The sequence below is a fragment of the Burkholderia sp. BCC1993 genome, from assembly GCF_905339865.1.
GTDB lineage: Bacteria > Pseudomonadota > Gammaproteobacteria > Burkholderiales > Burkholderiaceae > Burkholderia.
In genome coordinates this window covers 1-14,318 of sequence record NZ_CAJPGZ010000014.1, presented here as the reverse complement: position 1 = coordinate 14,318, position 14,318 = coordinate 1, and the positions used below count along the sequence as shown (strand labels likewise).

Genomic DNA, 14,318 nt, shown 5'->3' with positions numbered 1-14,318 from the left:
TGGCGTTTTTTTCATGCGTTTCTTCTTGAACCAGCCGCCGGCAGGACGGCGGCGGGCGCCCCGACCGCGAACGCCCGCCACGCACCGTTACGCGACCTGCTGATGCGACTGGCCGCCCGCCGGCGAACGCCACTTCGCGAGCAGCGTGTCCCACTTCTGGCGTACCGCGCGCAGGTTGTTCTCCTTCACGTGGCCGTAGCCGCGAATGCCGTCCGGCAGCGCCGCGAGCTCGAGCGCGAGCGGGCGGTTGGCCGCGTTCAGCTTGCCGAGCACTTCGCCGATCAGCGCTTTGTACTCGCCGATCAGCGCGCGCTCGGTGCGGCGCTCCGCGGTGCGGCCGAACGGGTCGAGCCCGGTGCCGCGCAGGAACTTCGCCTTCGCGAGCAGCCGGAACGCCGACAGCATCCACGGGCCGTACGCCTTCTTCACGAGATGGCCGTGTGCGTCCGTCTTCGCGAACAGCGGCGGCGCGAGGTGGAACTTCAGTTTCCAGTCGCCTTCGAACTGCGCGGTCAGGCGCGCGAGGAACGCGGGATCGGATTGCAGCCGCGCGACCTCGTACTCGTCCTTGTACGCCATCAGCTTGAACAGGTTGCGCGCGACCGCTTCGGTCAGCGGCTCCTGCACGGCGTCGCCGTCCGCCAGCGCGCGTTCGGCCGCCCGCACCGTGTCGACGAAGGCCGCATAGCGCGACGCGTACGCGGCATTCTGGTACGCGGTGAGGAAGTCCACGCGCTTCGCGATCAATGCGTCGACCGCCTTCTTCGTGTGCAGCGCGATCACCGTGGCGCCCTGCGCGTGGCGTGCATCGCCGGCCGCGGCCTGCTTCACGCTCGCGAGGTCGTGCGCGGCGCGGCGGCCCCAGTCGAACGCCGCGCGGTTCTTCTCGACCGACACCGCGTTCAGCTCGATCGCGCGTTCGAGCGACGCGAGCGTGAGCGGCAGCCAGCCTTTCTGCCACGCGTAGCCGAGCACGAACGGGTTCGTGTAGATCGCGTCGCCGAGCAGCGCGACCGCGAAGCGGTTCGCGTCGATGAAATCGACGGCTTCGCCGGCCGCCGCGCGGATGTCGTTCTCCGCGGACAGGCCCGGGAACGCCCAGTTCGGGTTCTTGATGAACTCGGCCGTCGGCGTCTGCGCGCTGTTGACGACCACGCGCGTCGTGTCGTGCCGCATCCGCGACGTGCATTCGTCGCCGGCCGTGACGATCGCGTCGCAGCCGATCACGAGGTCGGCTTCGCCCATCGCGATCCGCGTCGCGTGGATGTCGGTCGGCGCGTGCGAGATCTGCACGTGGCTCATCACGGCGCCGCCCTTCTGCGCGAGGCCCGTGACGTCGAGTACGGTCACGCCCTTGTTCTCCAGGTGCGCGGCCATCCCGAGCAGCGCGCCGATCGTGACGACGCCCGTGCCGCCGACGCCCGTGACGAGCACGCCGTACGCACGGTCGATCGCCGGCAGCGTCGGCTCCGGAATCGGCGGCAGCGCGCCGCCGTCGACCGACACGGCCTTCGGCTTCTTCAGCTGGCCGCCTTCGACCGTGACGAAGCTCGGGCAGAAGCCCTTCACGCACGAGAAGTCCTTGTTGCAGCTCGACTGGTTGATCTGGCGCTTCGTGCCGAATTCCGTTTCGAGCGGCTCGACCGACAGGCAGTTCGACTGCACCGAGCAGTCGCCGCAGCCTTCGCACACAGCGTCGTTGATCACGACGCGCTTCGCCGGATCCGGATACGTGCCGCGCTTGCGGCGGCGGCGCTTCTCGGTCGCGCAGGTCTGGTCGTAGATCAGGATCGTCGTGCCTTCGATCTCGCGCAGCTCGCGCTGCACGTCGTCGAGCTGGTCGCGGTGATGAATCGTCACGCCCGGTGCGAGCAGGGCTTTCTGGCTGTCGTACTTCTCCGGCTCGTCGGTGACGATCACGATCTTCTTCGCGCCTTCCGACGCGAGCTGGTGCGTGATCTGCGGCACCGTCAGCACGCCGTCGACCGGCTGGCCGCCCGTCATCGCCACGGCATCGTTGTAGAGGATCTTGTAGGTGATGTTCGCCTTCGACGAGATCGCCGCGCGCACCGCCAGCAGGCCCGAGTGGAAATAGGTGCCGTCGCCGAGGTTCGCGAACACGTGCTTCTCGTCCGTGAACGGCGCCTGGCCGATCCACGGCACGCCTTCGCCGCCCATCTGGCTGAAGGTGCTCGTGCTGCGGTCCATCCACACCGTCATGTAGTGGCAGCCGATCCCGGCGATCGCGCGCGAGCCCTCCGGCACGTTGGTCGACGTGTTGTGCGGGCAGCCCGAGCAGAACCACGGCTTGCGCTCGGTCTGCACGTGCGGCTTCGCGAGCGCCATTTCCTTCGCGTTGATCACCGCGAGCCGTGCGGCGATGCGCGCGCGCACGTCGGACGGCAGCTCGAACTTCTCGAGACGCGTCGCGATCGCCTTCGCGATGATCGCGGGCGACAGCTCGTAGTGCGCGGGCAGCAGCCAGTTGCCCATCGGCACCGACCATTCGCCGCCGGCGCCGTCCTTCTCGTCGAACTTGCCGAACACGCGCGGGCGCTGCGCATCGGGCCAGTTGTACAACTCTTCCTTGATCGCGTATTCGAGGATCTGGCGCTTTTCCTCGACAACGAGGATTTCGTCGAGGCCGCGCGCGAACGCCTGCGCGCCCTGCGCTTCGAGCGGCCACACGCAGCCGACCTTGTAGAGCCGGATGCCGATCCGCGCGCAGGTTTCGTCGTCGAGGCCGAGATCCGTCAGCGCCTGGCGCACGTCGAGGTACGCCTTGCCGCCCGTCATGATCCCGAAGCGCGCATTCGGCGAGTCGATCTCGATCCGGTCGAGCTTGTTCGCGCGCACATAGGCGAGCGCCGCGTACCACTTGTAGTCGAGCAGCCGTGCTTCCTGCACGAGCGGCGGGTCCGGCCAGCGGATGTTCAGGCCGCCTTCCGGCACGATGAAGTCGGTCGGCAGCACGATTTCGGTGCGATGCGGGTCGATGTCGACCGACGCCGACGATTCGACCACGTCCGTCACGCACTTGAGCGCGACCCACAGGCCCGAGTAGCGGCTCATCGCCCAGCCGTGCAGGCCGAAGTCGAGATATTCCTGCACGTTCGACGGGAACAGCACCGGCAGCCCGCAGGCCTTGAAGATGTGTTCGGACTGGTGCGCGAGCGTCGACGATTTCGCTGCGTGGTCGTCGCCGGCGAGCACGAGCACGCCGCCGTGCTGCGACGAGCCGGCCGAGTTCGCGTGCTTGAAGACGTCGCCGGTGCGGTCGACGCCCGGGCCCTTGCCGTACCACATGCCGAACACGCCGTCGTGCTTCGCGCCGGGGTACAGGTTGACCTGCTGCGAGCCCCACACGGCGGTGGCGGCGAGATCTTCGTTGAGGCCGGGCTGAAAGACGATCTGGTGGGCCGCCAGGTGCTGCTTGGCTTTCCAGAGCGACAGATCGAGGCCGCCGAGCGGCGAGCCGCGGTAGCCGGAAATGAAGCCGGCCGTATTGAGGCCGGCGGCGCGGTCGCGTTCCTGCTGGAGCATCGGCAGGCGCACGAGCGCCTGGATGCCGCTCATGTACGCGCGGCCGCGTTCGAGCGTGTATTTGTCGTCAAGCGTGACGGACTTCAGCGCGGCTTCAAGCGACGCGCGTTGGCCTGCGTCTAGCGGGGCATTCATTAACAGTCTCCTCCACCCAGTTTGGGATCACCAAAGCTTCGATTGCGTCGACGTCTTGTGGACGTGTCAGCAGTGGCCGGCATATTGGCCGGTTTTAGCTGATGGTAGCACTGGTATAAACCCGCCGACCACCGGCCGGCGTGCCGCGGCACGCCGACGAAATGGCGCGACGATGCGTTACATCATGTAAAGGCATGTAAAGCCACGCCCATCATCGTACAAATGCCGTTAATCTTGTCGGCCTGCCGGAGGTGCCCGGTCGCGTCGGCTCGCTTCGACGCAACCGGGGAGGCGCCGGCAGTTTTACAGGAGGTGCAATGAACACACGTCATATCCAGAGTTTCCTGATCGTGTCCGCCGCGTTCTTCGCGATGACCGGCCCGGTGCACGCGCGCGGCGCGAGCGCACTGGCGGCAGCCGGCGCGCAGATGCGTCAGATCGCGCCGGTGCAGGATGCCGACGCACAGCCGGCGGCCGCGCGTGCCGTCGTGTCGAAGGCGAACGTGCGTTGATCCGTTCGCGCGGCCGCCGGGCCGCGCCGGGACGACGAAAGGGCGGGAATCGCAGGATTCCCGCCCTTTTTCTTTGTGCCGGCGATGTACGCGCGGACGCCCGGGCCAGCCGGGTGCCGCGCGGCCTTCTGCGTCAGGCCTTGTCCTGGACCACGCCGCGGCGGATCTGGTCGAGCTCGATCGATTCGAACAGCGCCTTGAAGTTGCCTTCGCCGAAGCCCTGGTTGCCCTTGCGCTGGATGATCTCGAAGAAGATCGGGCCGATCTGGTTCTCGGTGAAGATCTGCAGCAGCAGGTCGTCGCGGGCGCCGTCGATCAGGATCTTGCGCTTCTTCAGCTCGTCCAGCGATTCGCCGTGGTTCGGCACGCGGCGGTCGACCAGCTCGTAATACGTGTCGATCGTGTCGAGCAGCTTCACTTCCTTGCCGCGCAGGCCGTCGACCGCGCCGTAGATGTCGTTCGTGCCGAGCGCGATGTGCTGGATGCCTTCGCCGTGATAGGCGTCGAGGTATTCCTGGATCTGGCCGGCCGTGTCCGAGCCTTCCTCGTTGATCGGAATCCGGATCTTGCCGCACGGCGATGTCATCGCCTTCGACTTCACGCCCGTCACCTTGCCTTCGATGTCGAAATAGCGCACTTCGCGGAAGTTGAACAGGCGCTCGTAGAACTCGGCCCATTCCTGCATGCGGCCGCGATGCACGTTGTGCGTCAGGTGGTCGATGTAGGTGAGGCCGTGGCCGACCGGGTTCGGGTTTGCGCCGGCGATCGGTTCGAAGTCGACGTCATAGATGCTGATGTCGCCGATCGCGCCCGGCTGCGCGCCGTTCTTGCCGCGCCAGCGGTCGACGAAATAGATCAGCGAATCGCCGATGCCCTTGATCGCCGGGATGTTCAGCTCCATCGGGCCCGTCTTGTTGTCGAAGCCCCACGCGCCGAGTTCGAGCGCGTGCTGATAAGCCTTCGCGGCGTCCTGCACGCGGAACGCGATCGCGCAGATCGACGGGCCGTGCAGGCGCGCGAAGCGCTGCGCGAACGAATCGGGCTCGGCGTTGATGATGAAGTTGATGTCGCCCTGGCGGTAGACCGTCACGTCCTTGTGACGATGGCGGGCGATCGCGGTGAAACCCATCCGTTCGAACAGTTGTCCGAGCGCTTTCGGATCCGGGGCGGTGTATTCGATGAATTCGAAGCCGTCGGTGCCGACGGGGTTGTCCCAGTTGGGGATCTGCATGTCGTGTCTCCTGTGCGGGGCGATCGGCCGGCGCGACGTGCGCGTGCGCGGCCCGGTTCGATGTCGAACGCGGCGCACGTGTCGGCGTGCGCAACGAATCGGTACGTGCGACAAAGTGTAGCGGGCGGGCGCGAGCGAAAACTTGCGAACTTAATCGTCCCTGCCTACGATGGCGCAATTTCCAGTCTAGAAATAATCAACGGAGGGCAGAAAATGGCGCAAGCCGAATTGGATGCCATCGACCGGCGGATTCTCGCGATTCTTCAGGAGAACGGCCGCCTGTCGAACCAGGAGATCGCCGAGCGCGTGAACCTGTCGCCGAGCCCGTGCCTGCGGCGGATCCGGCGGCTCGAGGAGATCGGCGTGATCACCGGCTACGTCGCGCTGCTCGATCCGCAGAAGCTCGGGCTCGACCTGCTGGCGTACGTGAGCGTGCGGCTCGAGAAGCGTGGTGGCCTGGCGCCGGTCCGTGCCGACGAGACGTCGGCGCGCGCGGGTGCGACCCACGCGGAACTGTTCCGCGCGGCCGTGCAGACCTGGCCGGAAGTGGTCGCGTGTCATGCGATGACGGGCGACATGGATTACCTGCTTCGCGTGCAGGTCGAGGACATGGCGCACTTCTCCCGCTTCGTGCAGGAGCACTTGCTGCACCATCCGTCGGTGATCGACGTGAAGACGAGCTTCTCGCTCGAGTGCTTCAAGGAGACGACGGCGTTGCCGATCCGCTCGGTGCGCTAGCGCGCGGCGCAGGGAAGGCGAGAAGGAAGGGAAGGCCGGGCGCCCCGCAGGGCAGCCCGGTCGGCCGATGTTACGCCGTCAGCGCGGCGGGCATCAACGATTCGATGAACTTCGACGTGCGGTGCGCCTGGCGCTTGAGCGCATAGTCGAACACCGCGGCCTGTTCCTGCAGCATCTCGGCGACGATCGTCGAGTGGTCGGCCGGCGGCAGCGACAGGTACGCATCGGCTTCGCCGTACGCGTATTCGATCCGCATCCCGGATTTCTTCGCGATGTGCATCATCGTCGCGTTGCGCGACAGGCAATGCATGTACAGCATCGTCACGCGGGTGTTGCGGCTGCGGATCGCCGCGCGCTCGAACAGCTTCGAGCCGACGCCGCGGCCGCGGGCGCTTTCGAGCACCGACACGCCGAATTCGGCCGTGCGCTTGTCGCCCTCGGCGGGCAGGTACGCCAGGTGGCCGACGCCGATCAGTTCGAGCGCATGGTCGAACACGCCGAACACCGTGTCGCGACCGAAGTCGATCGTACGGACATAGTTCTCGATCACGTGGTCGGGCACCATCTGGCCGAAGCGCAGCAGGCGGTCCTCTTCGTTGAGCGAGAGAAAGTGGGTGAGCATTCGCTCACGGTCTTTGGAAGCCAGTTCCCTGACGAGAACCGGCGCAGTACCGGCGTGGCCGACTGCATCGGCACGGCGGTTGAGTTGCGTGTTCATCGTGGGTTCCTCAGTCTGTAGCCGCACAAGCAGCTTGTGCAATGCAACAGCATTTTACCCGAGCGGGTTGGGGAAAACCCGTATTTGACGTTATTTGTGCCGAGGGGAAATTCTAAATCCGCTTAGTTAATTTGATATCTATTTGATTTATAAGGAATTTAAAATTCATCACATGAAATGCGCAGCGGCCTGTCGCAGTGTGCCCGCCGCGCAACGCATGCTGCCGCGCGGCAATCACGCGCCGGACGACAGCCCGTGGTCCATCAGGTCGATCACCTGCTCGGCGAAGTCGCGGTAGCCGAGGCGGCCGCCCGGCTTGAGCCACGTGAACGTCCAGTTGATCATCCCGAACACCATCATCGTGACCGACGTCTGGTTTTCCTTCGAGATCCGGTCCGGATAGGCGCGCGCGAGCTGGCGCGCGAATGCCGCGACGATGTCGCGCTGGCGGTCGAGCACGATTTCGCGCTGAGCGTCCTCGAGATACTTCACGTCGTTGAGCAGCGCGACATGGCGGCTGTGCGACGTCTCGTACTCGGCGAGGAACGCGCGCACCAGCTCGGCGAACGCGTCGCGCTCGCTGAGGCTGCGCCGCTGGCTCGCGCCTTCGACCTCGGCGATGATCAGCATCAACCGCTTCGTGTAGCGGTCGAGCAGGTCGAACAGGATCGCTTCCTTGCTCTCGTAATAGTGATAGAGACGTGCCTTCGACGTGCCGCTCGCGGTCGCGAGATCGGACATCGACGTGCTCGGGTAGCTCGTCTGCGCGAATTTCTCGGCGGCGAGATCGAGGATCTGCTCGCGCTGGGATTCGTGGTCGGGCGCTCGGGTACGGGCCATGGTCGAATGCGAAAGAGTAGCGTTAGCGAGGCGCGGCTGGCGCGCGCACCTGCGTGGAAGAAAGGGCGGCCGGCGCGTCGTCCTGCAGCTCGAGCCGGCCGGCTGCCGCGAGTTCGCGGCAGCGCCACCAGGCGATCGAGTCGCTGACGAACAGCCCGCCGCGGTCGGCGCCGGCCATGATGCCGCCGACGACGCGTCGCGCGGGCAGCCAGCCGGTTTCCGCGTGCGCGACGATCAGCGCGTCGAGGTCCGCGTATTGGCCGCTCTTGATGGTATTGCTGACCCAGTAGCGCAACTCGGCATTCAGGTGCTTCGCCTCCTGCCATTCGAGTGCGAGGCGGCCGATGCGCAGCACCGAGATCGGTGCGGCCACCGGCCGTTTGCGCGCGAGCGCCGCCGGCGAGAACATCCCGGTCGAACAGGCCTGGTCGGTGCGGGTCAGCGCGGCGCGCTCGGGAGCGTCGAGATCGGCGGCCGACAGTCGCACCTCGTTCAGGCGCTGCGGCACGTTGCGCAGGTGATAGGCGACGCGGCGCAGCAGCAGCTTGTCGCCGACGCTCGGCGCGTGCCAGACGACCACCTGGCCCGTCTCCATCGCGAGCTGGTCGAGGCGGGCGAATTCGCCTTCGATTTCCGCGTTCCAGTCGGGAATCGGGTCGCCGAGCACGCGCTGCCAGAAGGCGGCGCGCGTGTCGGGCGTCTCGTCGGCGCCCTTCAGCGGACCGACCGCGAGATCGTCGAGCAATCCGACGACGCGCTCGTCGCGTCCGGCTTGCGCGAGGGCCTCGCGCAGCGACGCGGCGGCGGTGCCGCCCTGAATCACGTGAATGGTACTCATCGGTCTGTCGTCAACAAAAGAAAACCGCCGGCCGGGCGGACGTGAAGACGTCCAGCCGGCCGGCGGCCCCTAGTGTAAGCGAGATGTGTGACGACGAGAAACCGTCGCGCCGCGCCGGCGCGACGTCGCTCAACGCTCGTCGAAGCTGACGACGACCTTGTCGCTGATCGGGTGGCATTGGCACGTGAGCACGAAGCCGTCCTTCACTTCGTGTTCCTCGAGCGTGTAGTTCTTCTCCATCCGGACCTCGCCTTCGACCACCTTCGCCCGGCACGTGCAGCACACGCCGCCCTTGCACGCGTACGGCAGCGCGAGGCCCGCGCGCAGGCCGACGTCGAGCAGGCTCACGCCTTCGTACGGCAGGCGCAGCTTGCGTTTCTTGCCGTCGAGCACGATTTCGAGGTCGGCGGCCGGCGTCTGGTCGGTGATCTCGACGACGGGCGCGCCCGCCTGCGGCAGCGGCGTGCCGAAGCGTTCGACGTGCACTTTCGCCGGCGGCACGCCGGCTGCCTTCAGCGCGGCTTCGGCCGCGTCCATCATCGGCGCCGGGCCGCAGATGAACGCTTCGTCGATTGCGTCGGCCGGCGTCAGCGTCGCGAGGAATTCCGCGCATTTCGCCTGGTCGAGCACACCGTTGAACAGCTCGACGTCCTGCTGGTCGTCCGACAGCACGTGGTACAGGACGAAGCGGCTCATGTAGCGGTTCTTCAGGTCCTCGAGTTCCTCCGCGAACATGATCGCGTCGACGCTGCGGTTGCCGTAGATCAACGTGAACGTGCTGCGCGGTTCGAGTTCGAGCGTCGTCTTCACGATCGCGAGCACCGGCGTGATGCCCGACCCGCCGGAGAATGCGACGTACTGCTTGCCGTGGTCCGCGTTCAGATGCGTGAAGAAGCGGCCGTCCGGTGTCATCACGTCGATCGTGTGACCCGGCTGCAGCGTGTCGAACGCGAAGTTCGAGAAACGGCCGCCGCGCACGCGCTTGATGCCGATGCGCAGTTCGCCGTCGCGGTCGTAGTCGGTCGTGCCGACGCAGATCGAGTACGACCGGCGCGTTTCCTCGCCGTCGATGTGGGTCTTCAGCGTGACGAACTGGCCCTGCGTGAAGCGGTACGCGTCGCGCAGCTCGGGCGGCACGTCGAAGGAGACGGTAACGGCGTCGGCGGTCTCGGGCCGCACGTCGCGGATACGCAGCGGGTGAAATTGCGGGGTCGACGACCCCCGCCGGGCCGCCCCAAGGGGGGCGTCGGCCCCCTCGGGGGGCAGCGAATGAAGAGAGCGTGGGGGCTGTTTCATTTCAGTAAGGTTTGAAGTAGTCGAAGGGTTCGCGGCAGTCGACGCAGCGATACAGCGCCTTGCAGGCCGTGGAAGCGAATTGCGCGAGACGCTCGGTGCGGGCGGACCCGCAGCGCGGGCACACGGGCGCCGCGACGGGACGCGGCACGAAGCGCACGACGTTTTCCCGCGGCGCGGCGCTGCCGCACTGGCCGACGGGCGGCGCGATGCCGTACGCGCGCAGCTTGTCGCGCGCTTCCTGCGTGATCCAGTCGGTCGTCCACGCGGGGGCGAGCACCGTCTCGATCCGGTGCGGCGGCAGGTCGGCGGCCTGCATTGCCGCGGCGATGTCCTCGGCGATCTGCGACATCGCCGGGCAGCCGGAGTAGGTCGGCGTGATCACGACTTCGAGCTGGCCGTCGTCCGCGCGACGGACGTCGCGCAGGATGCCGAGCTCGCGGATCGACACGACCGGAATCTCGGGATCGGGCACGGCTTCGAGCACGTCCCACGCGCGCGTGAGCAACGGATCGCTGTGGTGCGCGGCGGGTGTCGGGTCGGCGGGGGCGGCGGTCTGGACGGACATCGTCGGGCTCCGTTGGGGCGGCGGGTTACCAGGTCGCGCCGGGGTGCTGGCGCGCGAGGCTCTGCATTTCCGCGAGCAGGTAGCCCATGTGCTCCGAGTGCTCGCCCTGCTTGCCGGTCGTCACGTGCTGCACGGGCGCCGGCAGGGTGAGCGTCGCTTCCGCGAGCGCTTCGTCCACGTCCGCGCGCCATGCGGCTTCGAGTGCGGCCGGTGCCGGGCCGATGCCCGATGCGCAGACCGCGTCGTCGATCGCGTCGGCCGCGAAGCATTCGCGCGTGTACGGAATCAGGTAGTCGAGCGCGGCCTGCGCGCGGCGATGCGACTCGTCGGTGCCGTCGCCGAGGCGCACCAGCCATTCGCGCGCGTGCTGCACGTGATAGCGGGTCTCCTTCACCGATTTCGCGGCGATCGCGGCCAGTTGCGCGTCCGTCGACGTTTCGAGCGCGGTCCACACGTGCAGCATCAGCGTCGCGTAGAGGAAGTTGCGCACGATCGTCACCGCGTAGTCCTTGTCGGCGTGCGCGGTGCCGGCGATCGGGCCGTAGTGCGGCAGCTCGGCGAGCGTGAAGTTCGCGAACTCGCGCTCGGTGCGGAAGTACGCGTAATCGTTTTCCGTCTTCGCCGCGCCGTTCAGCTGGCGCTCGAGTTCGGCTGCGTGCGTATACAGCATGCGGGCCTGGCCGATGAGGTCGAGGCTCATGTTGGTGAGCGCGATGTCTTCCTCGAGGATCGGGCCGTGGCCGCACCATTCGGCGTTGCGCTGACCGAGGATCAGCGCGTTGTCCGCGAGGCGCAGCACGTAGGAGAGGTGTTCGGGCGTGATCGTCATGGCGCGGGCGTTACATGTGGTTGACTTCGTCGGGCAGCGTGTAGAACGTCGGGTGACGGTAGATCTTGTCGCCGGCCGGTTCGAACAGCTCGGCCTTCTCGGCCGGATCCGACGCGGTGATCGCCGACGACGGCACCACCCAGATGCTCACGCCTTCCTGGCGGCGCGTGTAGACGTCGCGCGCCATGCGCAGCGCCATCGACGCGTCGGCCGCGTGCAGGCTGCCGCAATGCTTGTGGTCGAGGCCCTGCTTGCTGCGCACGAACACTTCCCAGATCGGCCATTCCTTGTTCATCACTCTCTCCTGAATCCTGTATTCGATGGTTGCCGCTCAGGCGGCGTGCTGTTCGGCGCGGGCGCGGCGCTTCGCCTCGTGCGCGAGCGCGGCTTCGCGCACCCATGCGCCGTCGTCGTGCGCTTTCACGCGGGTTGCGAGGCGTTCCTTGTTGCACGGGCCGTCGCCGTTGACGACGCGCCAGAATTCGTCCCAGTCGATCGCGCCGTAGTCGTGGTGGCCGCGCGCCTCATTCCATTTCAGGTCGGGGTCGGGCAGCGTCACGCCGAGCACCTTCGCCTGGTCGACCGTGGCGTCGACGAACTTCTGCCGCAGGTCGTCGTTCGTGATCCGCTTGATGCCCCATTTCGCGGACTGGTTGCTGTGGACCGAATCGGCGTCGCTCGGGCCGAACATCATCAGCACCGGCCACCACCAGCGGTTCACCGCCTGCTGGACCATCGCACGCTGCGCGTCGGTGCCCTTCATCATCGACAGCAGCGCATCGAAGCCCTGGCGCTGGTGGAACGACTCTTCCTTGCACACGCGGATCATCGCGCGCGCGTACGGGCCGTACGTGCAGCGGCACAGCGGGATCTGGTTCATGATCGCGGCGCCGTCGACGAGCCAGCCGATCACGCCGACGTCGGCCCAGGTCGGCGTTGGGTAGTTGAAGATGCTCGAGTATTTCGCCTTGCCGGCGTGGAGCGCGTCGATCAGCGAATCGCGCGAGACGCCGAGCGTTTCCGCCGCGCTATACAGATAGAGGCCGTGACCGGCTTCGTCCTGCACCTTCGCGAGCAGGATCGCCTTGCGCTTCAGGCTCGGCGCGCGCGAGACCCAGTTGCCTTCCGGCAGCATGCCGACGACTTCCGAGTGCGCGTGCTGCGAGATCTGGCGCACCAGCGTCTTGCGATAGGCGTCGGGCATCCAGTCCTGCGGTTCGATCTTGCCGTCCGCGGCCATGACCGCGTCGAACCGCGCCTGCTCGGGCGACTCGGCTGCGGCGTCGAGCGATGCGACGTTGCCGGGGATGTCGAGGGATTGCGTGTACATGGCGGAGGATCTCGTCCGGTTGAATGTGTGCGAAGTATAAACCAACCGACCGGTCGGTTAATAAATTTCTCACGGATTTGCGGCGAGACTCGGGTAAACGTGGGGCGTCGGGGCGCGATCGCCAGGCAGGAAGGCGTGCCGGCGCGTGAGACGGGCGGCTTCTGCGGCACAATGCCCGCTTTCCGATAAGGATTTCGCCGATGTCATTTCGAAGCAGTTTCGTCGCGACCGTGCTGGGCGCGTCCGTTTTCCTGTCACCGCTTGCGGCCTCGGCCGCACCGGCCGGGTGGGTCGCCGCGTGGGCGACCGCATTGCAGCCGATTCCCGACCTGGCTGCGCCGCCGCCGCTCTATCGCGCGCCCGACGTGGGCGGACGGACCGTCCGGCAGATCGTCTACCCGACGGTGTCGGGGCATGCCGCGCGGATTCGCGTGAGCAATGCGTACGGTCGCGCGCCGCTGGTGATCGAGGGCGCCGGTCTTGCGCGCGCGGGTGACGGCGCGGCGCTTGCCGACGGGGCGAGTGCTGCCGTGCGCTTCGGCGGCAAGGCGTCGGTGACGCTCGCGCCGGGCCAGGAACTCGAAAGCGACGCGGTGGCGATCGACGTGACGGCCGGGCAGCCGTATGCGATCAGTCTGCGGATGGGGACGAACCAGCGGATGACCGTGTGGCACCGCGTGTCGAACCAGCTCAATTACGTATCGGCGCCGGGTGATCACGTGAACGATCCGGGCGGCGGTGCATTCCGTGCGCGCTTTACCCAGTATGCGTGGGTGACCGAGCTGGCCGTCGAGGCAGGGGCCGCGCAGGCGAGTGTCGCCGCGATCGGGGACTCGATCACCGACGGGCTGCGCTCGAGCCTGAACCGCAACCGTCGCTGGCCCGACGCGCTGGCGCGCCGGCTGTCCGCGGCAGGTTCGAATTCGCTGGGCGTCGTGAATCTCGGGATCAGCGGCAACCGTCTGCTGAGCGATTCGGCGTGCTACGGCACGTCGCTGGCGTCGCGGTTCGAGCGGGATGCGCTGTCGCGCGCGGGGGTGAAGGCGGCGATCGTGCTGATCGGTATCAATGACATCAACTTTGCGGCGATGCCGCCGCGCGCGGGGCTCGATTGCGACAACCCGCATACGCAGGTCACGGCGGCGTCGTTGATCGACGGCTATCGCCGGTTGATCGAGGCTGCACACCGCCAGGGGGTGAAGATCTTCGGTGCGACGCTCACGCCCGCGGCGTTGCCGGCCGGGCGCGAGGCGATCCGGCTCGAGGTGAACCGGTGGATCCGAAGCGGCGGCGGGTTCGATGGTGTGGTCGACTTCGACGCGGTACTGCGCGATCCGGCGCGCCCGAGTGTGCTGCAGCGCCGCTACGACAGCGGCGACGGCATTCACCCGAGCGACGCCGGTTACACGGCGATGGCCGACGCGGTGCCGGTGGAGCGGCTGCAGGCTGCGGCTGGCGGCAAGTAAACTCGCCATATATATATATATATATATAGAACGACGGACTGCCGGCCGCTTCAAGGTCGCCGGCGGCACGTGGTCCATCGAACCCCAAGCCCCCGTGCGCGGCAGCGCACGGGGGCTTTTTCAAAATATTTTCACAAAGGGGTTGCGGAGATGAGGGCAGGTGCTTAGAATCACGCCTCTTTCACGCTAACGGAAACACGGCGCGGAGGAAGAAGGGAAGCGGTGCGGTTGAGGGCGGGTGGTAGGAGCCCCGGCGCACACGAAGTTGAACCCCGGT

At 67.0% G+C, this 14,318-nt stretch carries 13 protein-coding genes; 3 read left to right on the top strand and 10 right to left on the bottom strand.

What is annotated here, in order from left to right:
- Positions 1-87: 87 nt before the first annotated feature.
- On the bottom strand, positions 88-3,678 hold the full coding sequence (locus U4Y91_RS23380) for an indolepyruvate ferredoxin oxidoreductase family protein (protein WP_321807072.1): 3,591 nt from the start codon (positions 3,676-3,678) through the stop codon (positions 88-90).
- A 317-nt stretch (positions 3,679-3,995) separates the two neighbouring features.
- Between U4Y91_RS23380 and U4Y91_RS23375 the strand changes: the two genes are divergently transcribed.
- A complete protein-coding gene (locus U4Y91_RS23375; RefSeq protein WP_321807071.1) occupies positions 3,996-4,190 on the top strand; it encodes a hypothetical protein in 195 nt (64 codons plus the stop codon).
- A 133-nt stretch (positions 4,191-4,323) separates the two neighbouring features.
- Here the strand turns inward: U4Y91_RS23375 and hppD are convergent, their stop codons facing one another.
- The gene (hppD, locus tag U4Y91_RS23370; RefSeq protein WP_124571406.1) at positions 4,324-5,421 is read right to left on the bottom strand and encodes a 4-hydroxyphenylpyruvate dioxygenase; all 1,098 of its coding nucleotides are present in this window, start codon (positions 5,419-5,421) and stop codon (positions 4,324-4,326) included.
- Between the two features lie 213 nt (positions 5,422-5,634).
- On the opposite strand from hppD, the gene U4Y91_RS23365 reads away from it, so the two are divergent.
- The gene (locus U4Y91_RS23365) at positions 5,635-6,159 is read left to right on the top strand and encodes an Lrp/AsnC family transcriptional regulator (RefSeq protein ID WP_011655746.1); all 525 of its coding nucleotides are present in this window, start codon (positions 5,635-5,637) and stop codon (positions 6,157-6,159) included.
- Between the two features lie 70 nt (positions 6,160-6,229).
- Here U4Y91_RS23365 and U4Y91_RS23360 read toward each other — a convergent pair whose 3' ends face one another.
- The 8 genes from U4Y91_RS23360 to paaA all read right to left on the bottom strand — a co-directional run bounded on the left by U4Y91_RS23360 (position 6,230) and on the right by paaA (position 12,575).
- On the bottom strand, positions 6,230-6,877 hold the full coding sequence (locus U4Y91_RS23360; RefSeq protein WP_321807070.1) for a GNAT family N-acetyltransferase: 648 nt from the start codon (positions 6,875-6,877) through the stop codon (positions 6,230-6,232).
- 234 nt (positions 6,878-7,111) lie between these two features.
- Positions 7,112-7,717: a TetR/AcrR family transcriptional regulator gene (locus U4Y91_RS23355; protein WP_321807069.1), complete on the bottom strand. Its 606-nt coding sequence runs from the start codon at positions 7,715-7,717 to the stop codon at positions 7,112-7,114.
- A gap of 22 nt (positions 7,718-7,739) precedes the next feature.
- A complete protein-coding gene (locus tag U4Y91_RS23350; protein ID WP_321807068.1) occupies positions 7,740-8,555 on the bottom strand; it encodes a DUF1835 domain-containing protein in 816 nt (271 codons plus the stop codon).
- Between the two features lie 129 nt (positions 8,556-8,684).
- Positions 8,685-9,821 (bottom strand): 1,2-phenylacetyl-CoA epoxidase subunit PaaE, encoded by a 1,137-nt coding sequence (gene paaE, locus U4Y91_RS23345; protein ID WP_321807218.1) that lies wholly within the window; start codon positions 9,819-9,821, stop codon positions 8,685-8,687.
- 31 nt (positions 9,822-9,852) lie between these two features.
- Positions 9,853-10,416: a 1,2-phenylacetyl-CoA epoxidase subunit PaaD gene (gene paaD / locus U4Y91_RS23340; protein ID WP_321807067.1), complete on the bottom strand. Its 564-nt coding sequence runs from the start codon at positions 10,414-10,416 to the stop codon at positions 9,853-9,855.
- A 25-nt stretch (positions 10,417-10,441) separates the two neighbouring features.
- Entirely contained in the window at positions 10,442-11,245 is an 804-nt protein-coding gene (gene paaC / locus U4Y91_RS23335) for a 1,2-phenylacetyl-CoA epoxidase subunit PaaC (RefSeq protein ID WP_321807066.1), read from the bottom strand.
- A gap of 10 nt (positions 11,246-11,255) precedes the next feature.
- Positions 11,256-11,540 (bottom strand): 1,2-phenylacetyl-CoA epoxidase subunit PaaB, encoded by a 285-nt coding sequence (gene paaB, locus U4Y91_RS23330; RefSeq protein WP_006752453.1) that lies wholly within the window; start codon positions 11,538-11,540, stop codon positions 11,256-11,258.
- 36 nt (positions 11,541-11,576) lie between these two features.
- On the bottom strand, positions 11,577-12,575 hold the full coding sequence (gene paaA, locus U4Y91_RS23325) for a 1,2-phenylacetyl-CoA epoxidase subunit PaaA (protein WP_321807065.1): 999 nt from the start codon (positions 12,573-12,575) through the stop codon (positions 11,577-11,579).
- 200 nt (positions 12,576-12,775) lie between these two features.
- Between paaA and U4Y91_RS23320 the strand changes: the two genes are divergently transcribed.
- Positions 12,776-14,041, top strand: a complete 1,266-nt coding sequence (locus tag U4Y91_RS23320) for an SGNH/GDSL hydrolase family protein (protein WP_321807064.1) — start codon at positions 12,776-12,778, stop codon at positions 14,039-14,041.
- Positions 14,042-14,318 lie beyond the last annotated feature (277 nt).

What these genes read in the sequence shown, in the direction of transcription:
- U4Y91_RS23380 (WP_321807072.1), bottom strand. Translation starts at nt 3,678, where the DNA reads ATGAATGCCCCGCTAGACGCAGGCCAACGCGCGTCGCTTGAAGCCGCG.
- U4Y91_RS23375 (WP_321807071.1), top strand. Translation starts at nt 3,996, where the DNA reads ATGAACACACGTCATATCCAGAGTTTCCTGATCGTGTCCGCCGCGTTC.
- hppD (WP_124571406.1), bottom strand. Translation starts at nt 5,421, where the DNA reads ATGCAGATCCCCAACTGGGACAACCCCGTCGGCACCGACGGCTTCGAA.
- U4Y91_RS23365 (WP_011655746.1), top strand. Translation starts at nt 5,635, where the DNA reads ATGGCGCAAGCCGAATTGGATGCCATCGACCGGCGGATTCTCGCGATT.
- U4Y91_RS23360 (WP_321807070.1), bottom strand. Translation starts at nt 6,877, where the DNA reads ATGAACACGCAACTCAACCGCCGTGCCGATGCAGTCGGCCACGCCGGT.
- U4Y91_RS23355 (WP_321807069.1), bottom strand. Translation starts at nt 7,717, where the DNA reads ATGGCCCGTACCCGAGCGCCCGACCACGAATCCCAGCGCGAGCAGATC.
- U4Y91_RS23350 (WP_321807068.1), bottom strand. Translation starts at nt 8,555, where the DNA reads ATGAGTACCATTCACGTGATTCAGGGCGGCACCGCCGCCGCGTCGCTG.
- paaD (WP_321807067.1), bottom strand. Translation starts at nt 10,416, where the DNA reads ATGTCCGTCCAGACCGCCGCCCCCGCCGACCCGACACCCGCCGCGCAC.
- paaC (WP_321807066.1), bottom strand. Translation starts at nt 11,245, where the DNA reads ATGACGATCACGCCCGAACACCTCTCCTACGTGCTGCGCCTCGCGGAC.
- paaB (WP_006752453.1), bottom strand. Translation starts at nt 11,540, where the DNA reads ATGAACAAGGAATGGCCGATCTGGGAAGTGTTCGTGCGCAGCAAGCAG.
- paaA (WP_321807065.1), bottom strand. Translation starts at nt 12,575, where the DNA reads ATGTACACGCAATCCCTCGACATCCCCGGCAACGTCGCATCGCTCGAC.
- U4Y91_RS23320 (WP_321807064.1), top strand. Translation starts at nt 12,776, where the DNA reads ATGTCATTTCGAAGCAGTTTCGTCGCGACCGTGCTGGGCGCGTCCGTT.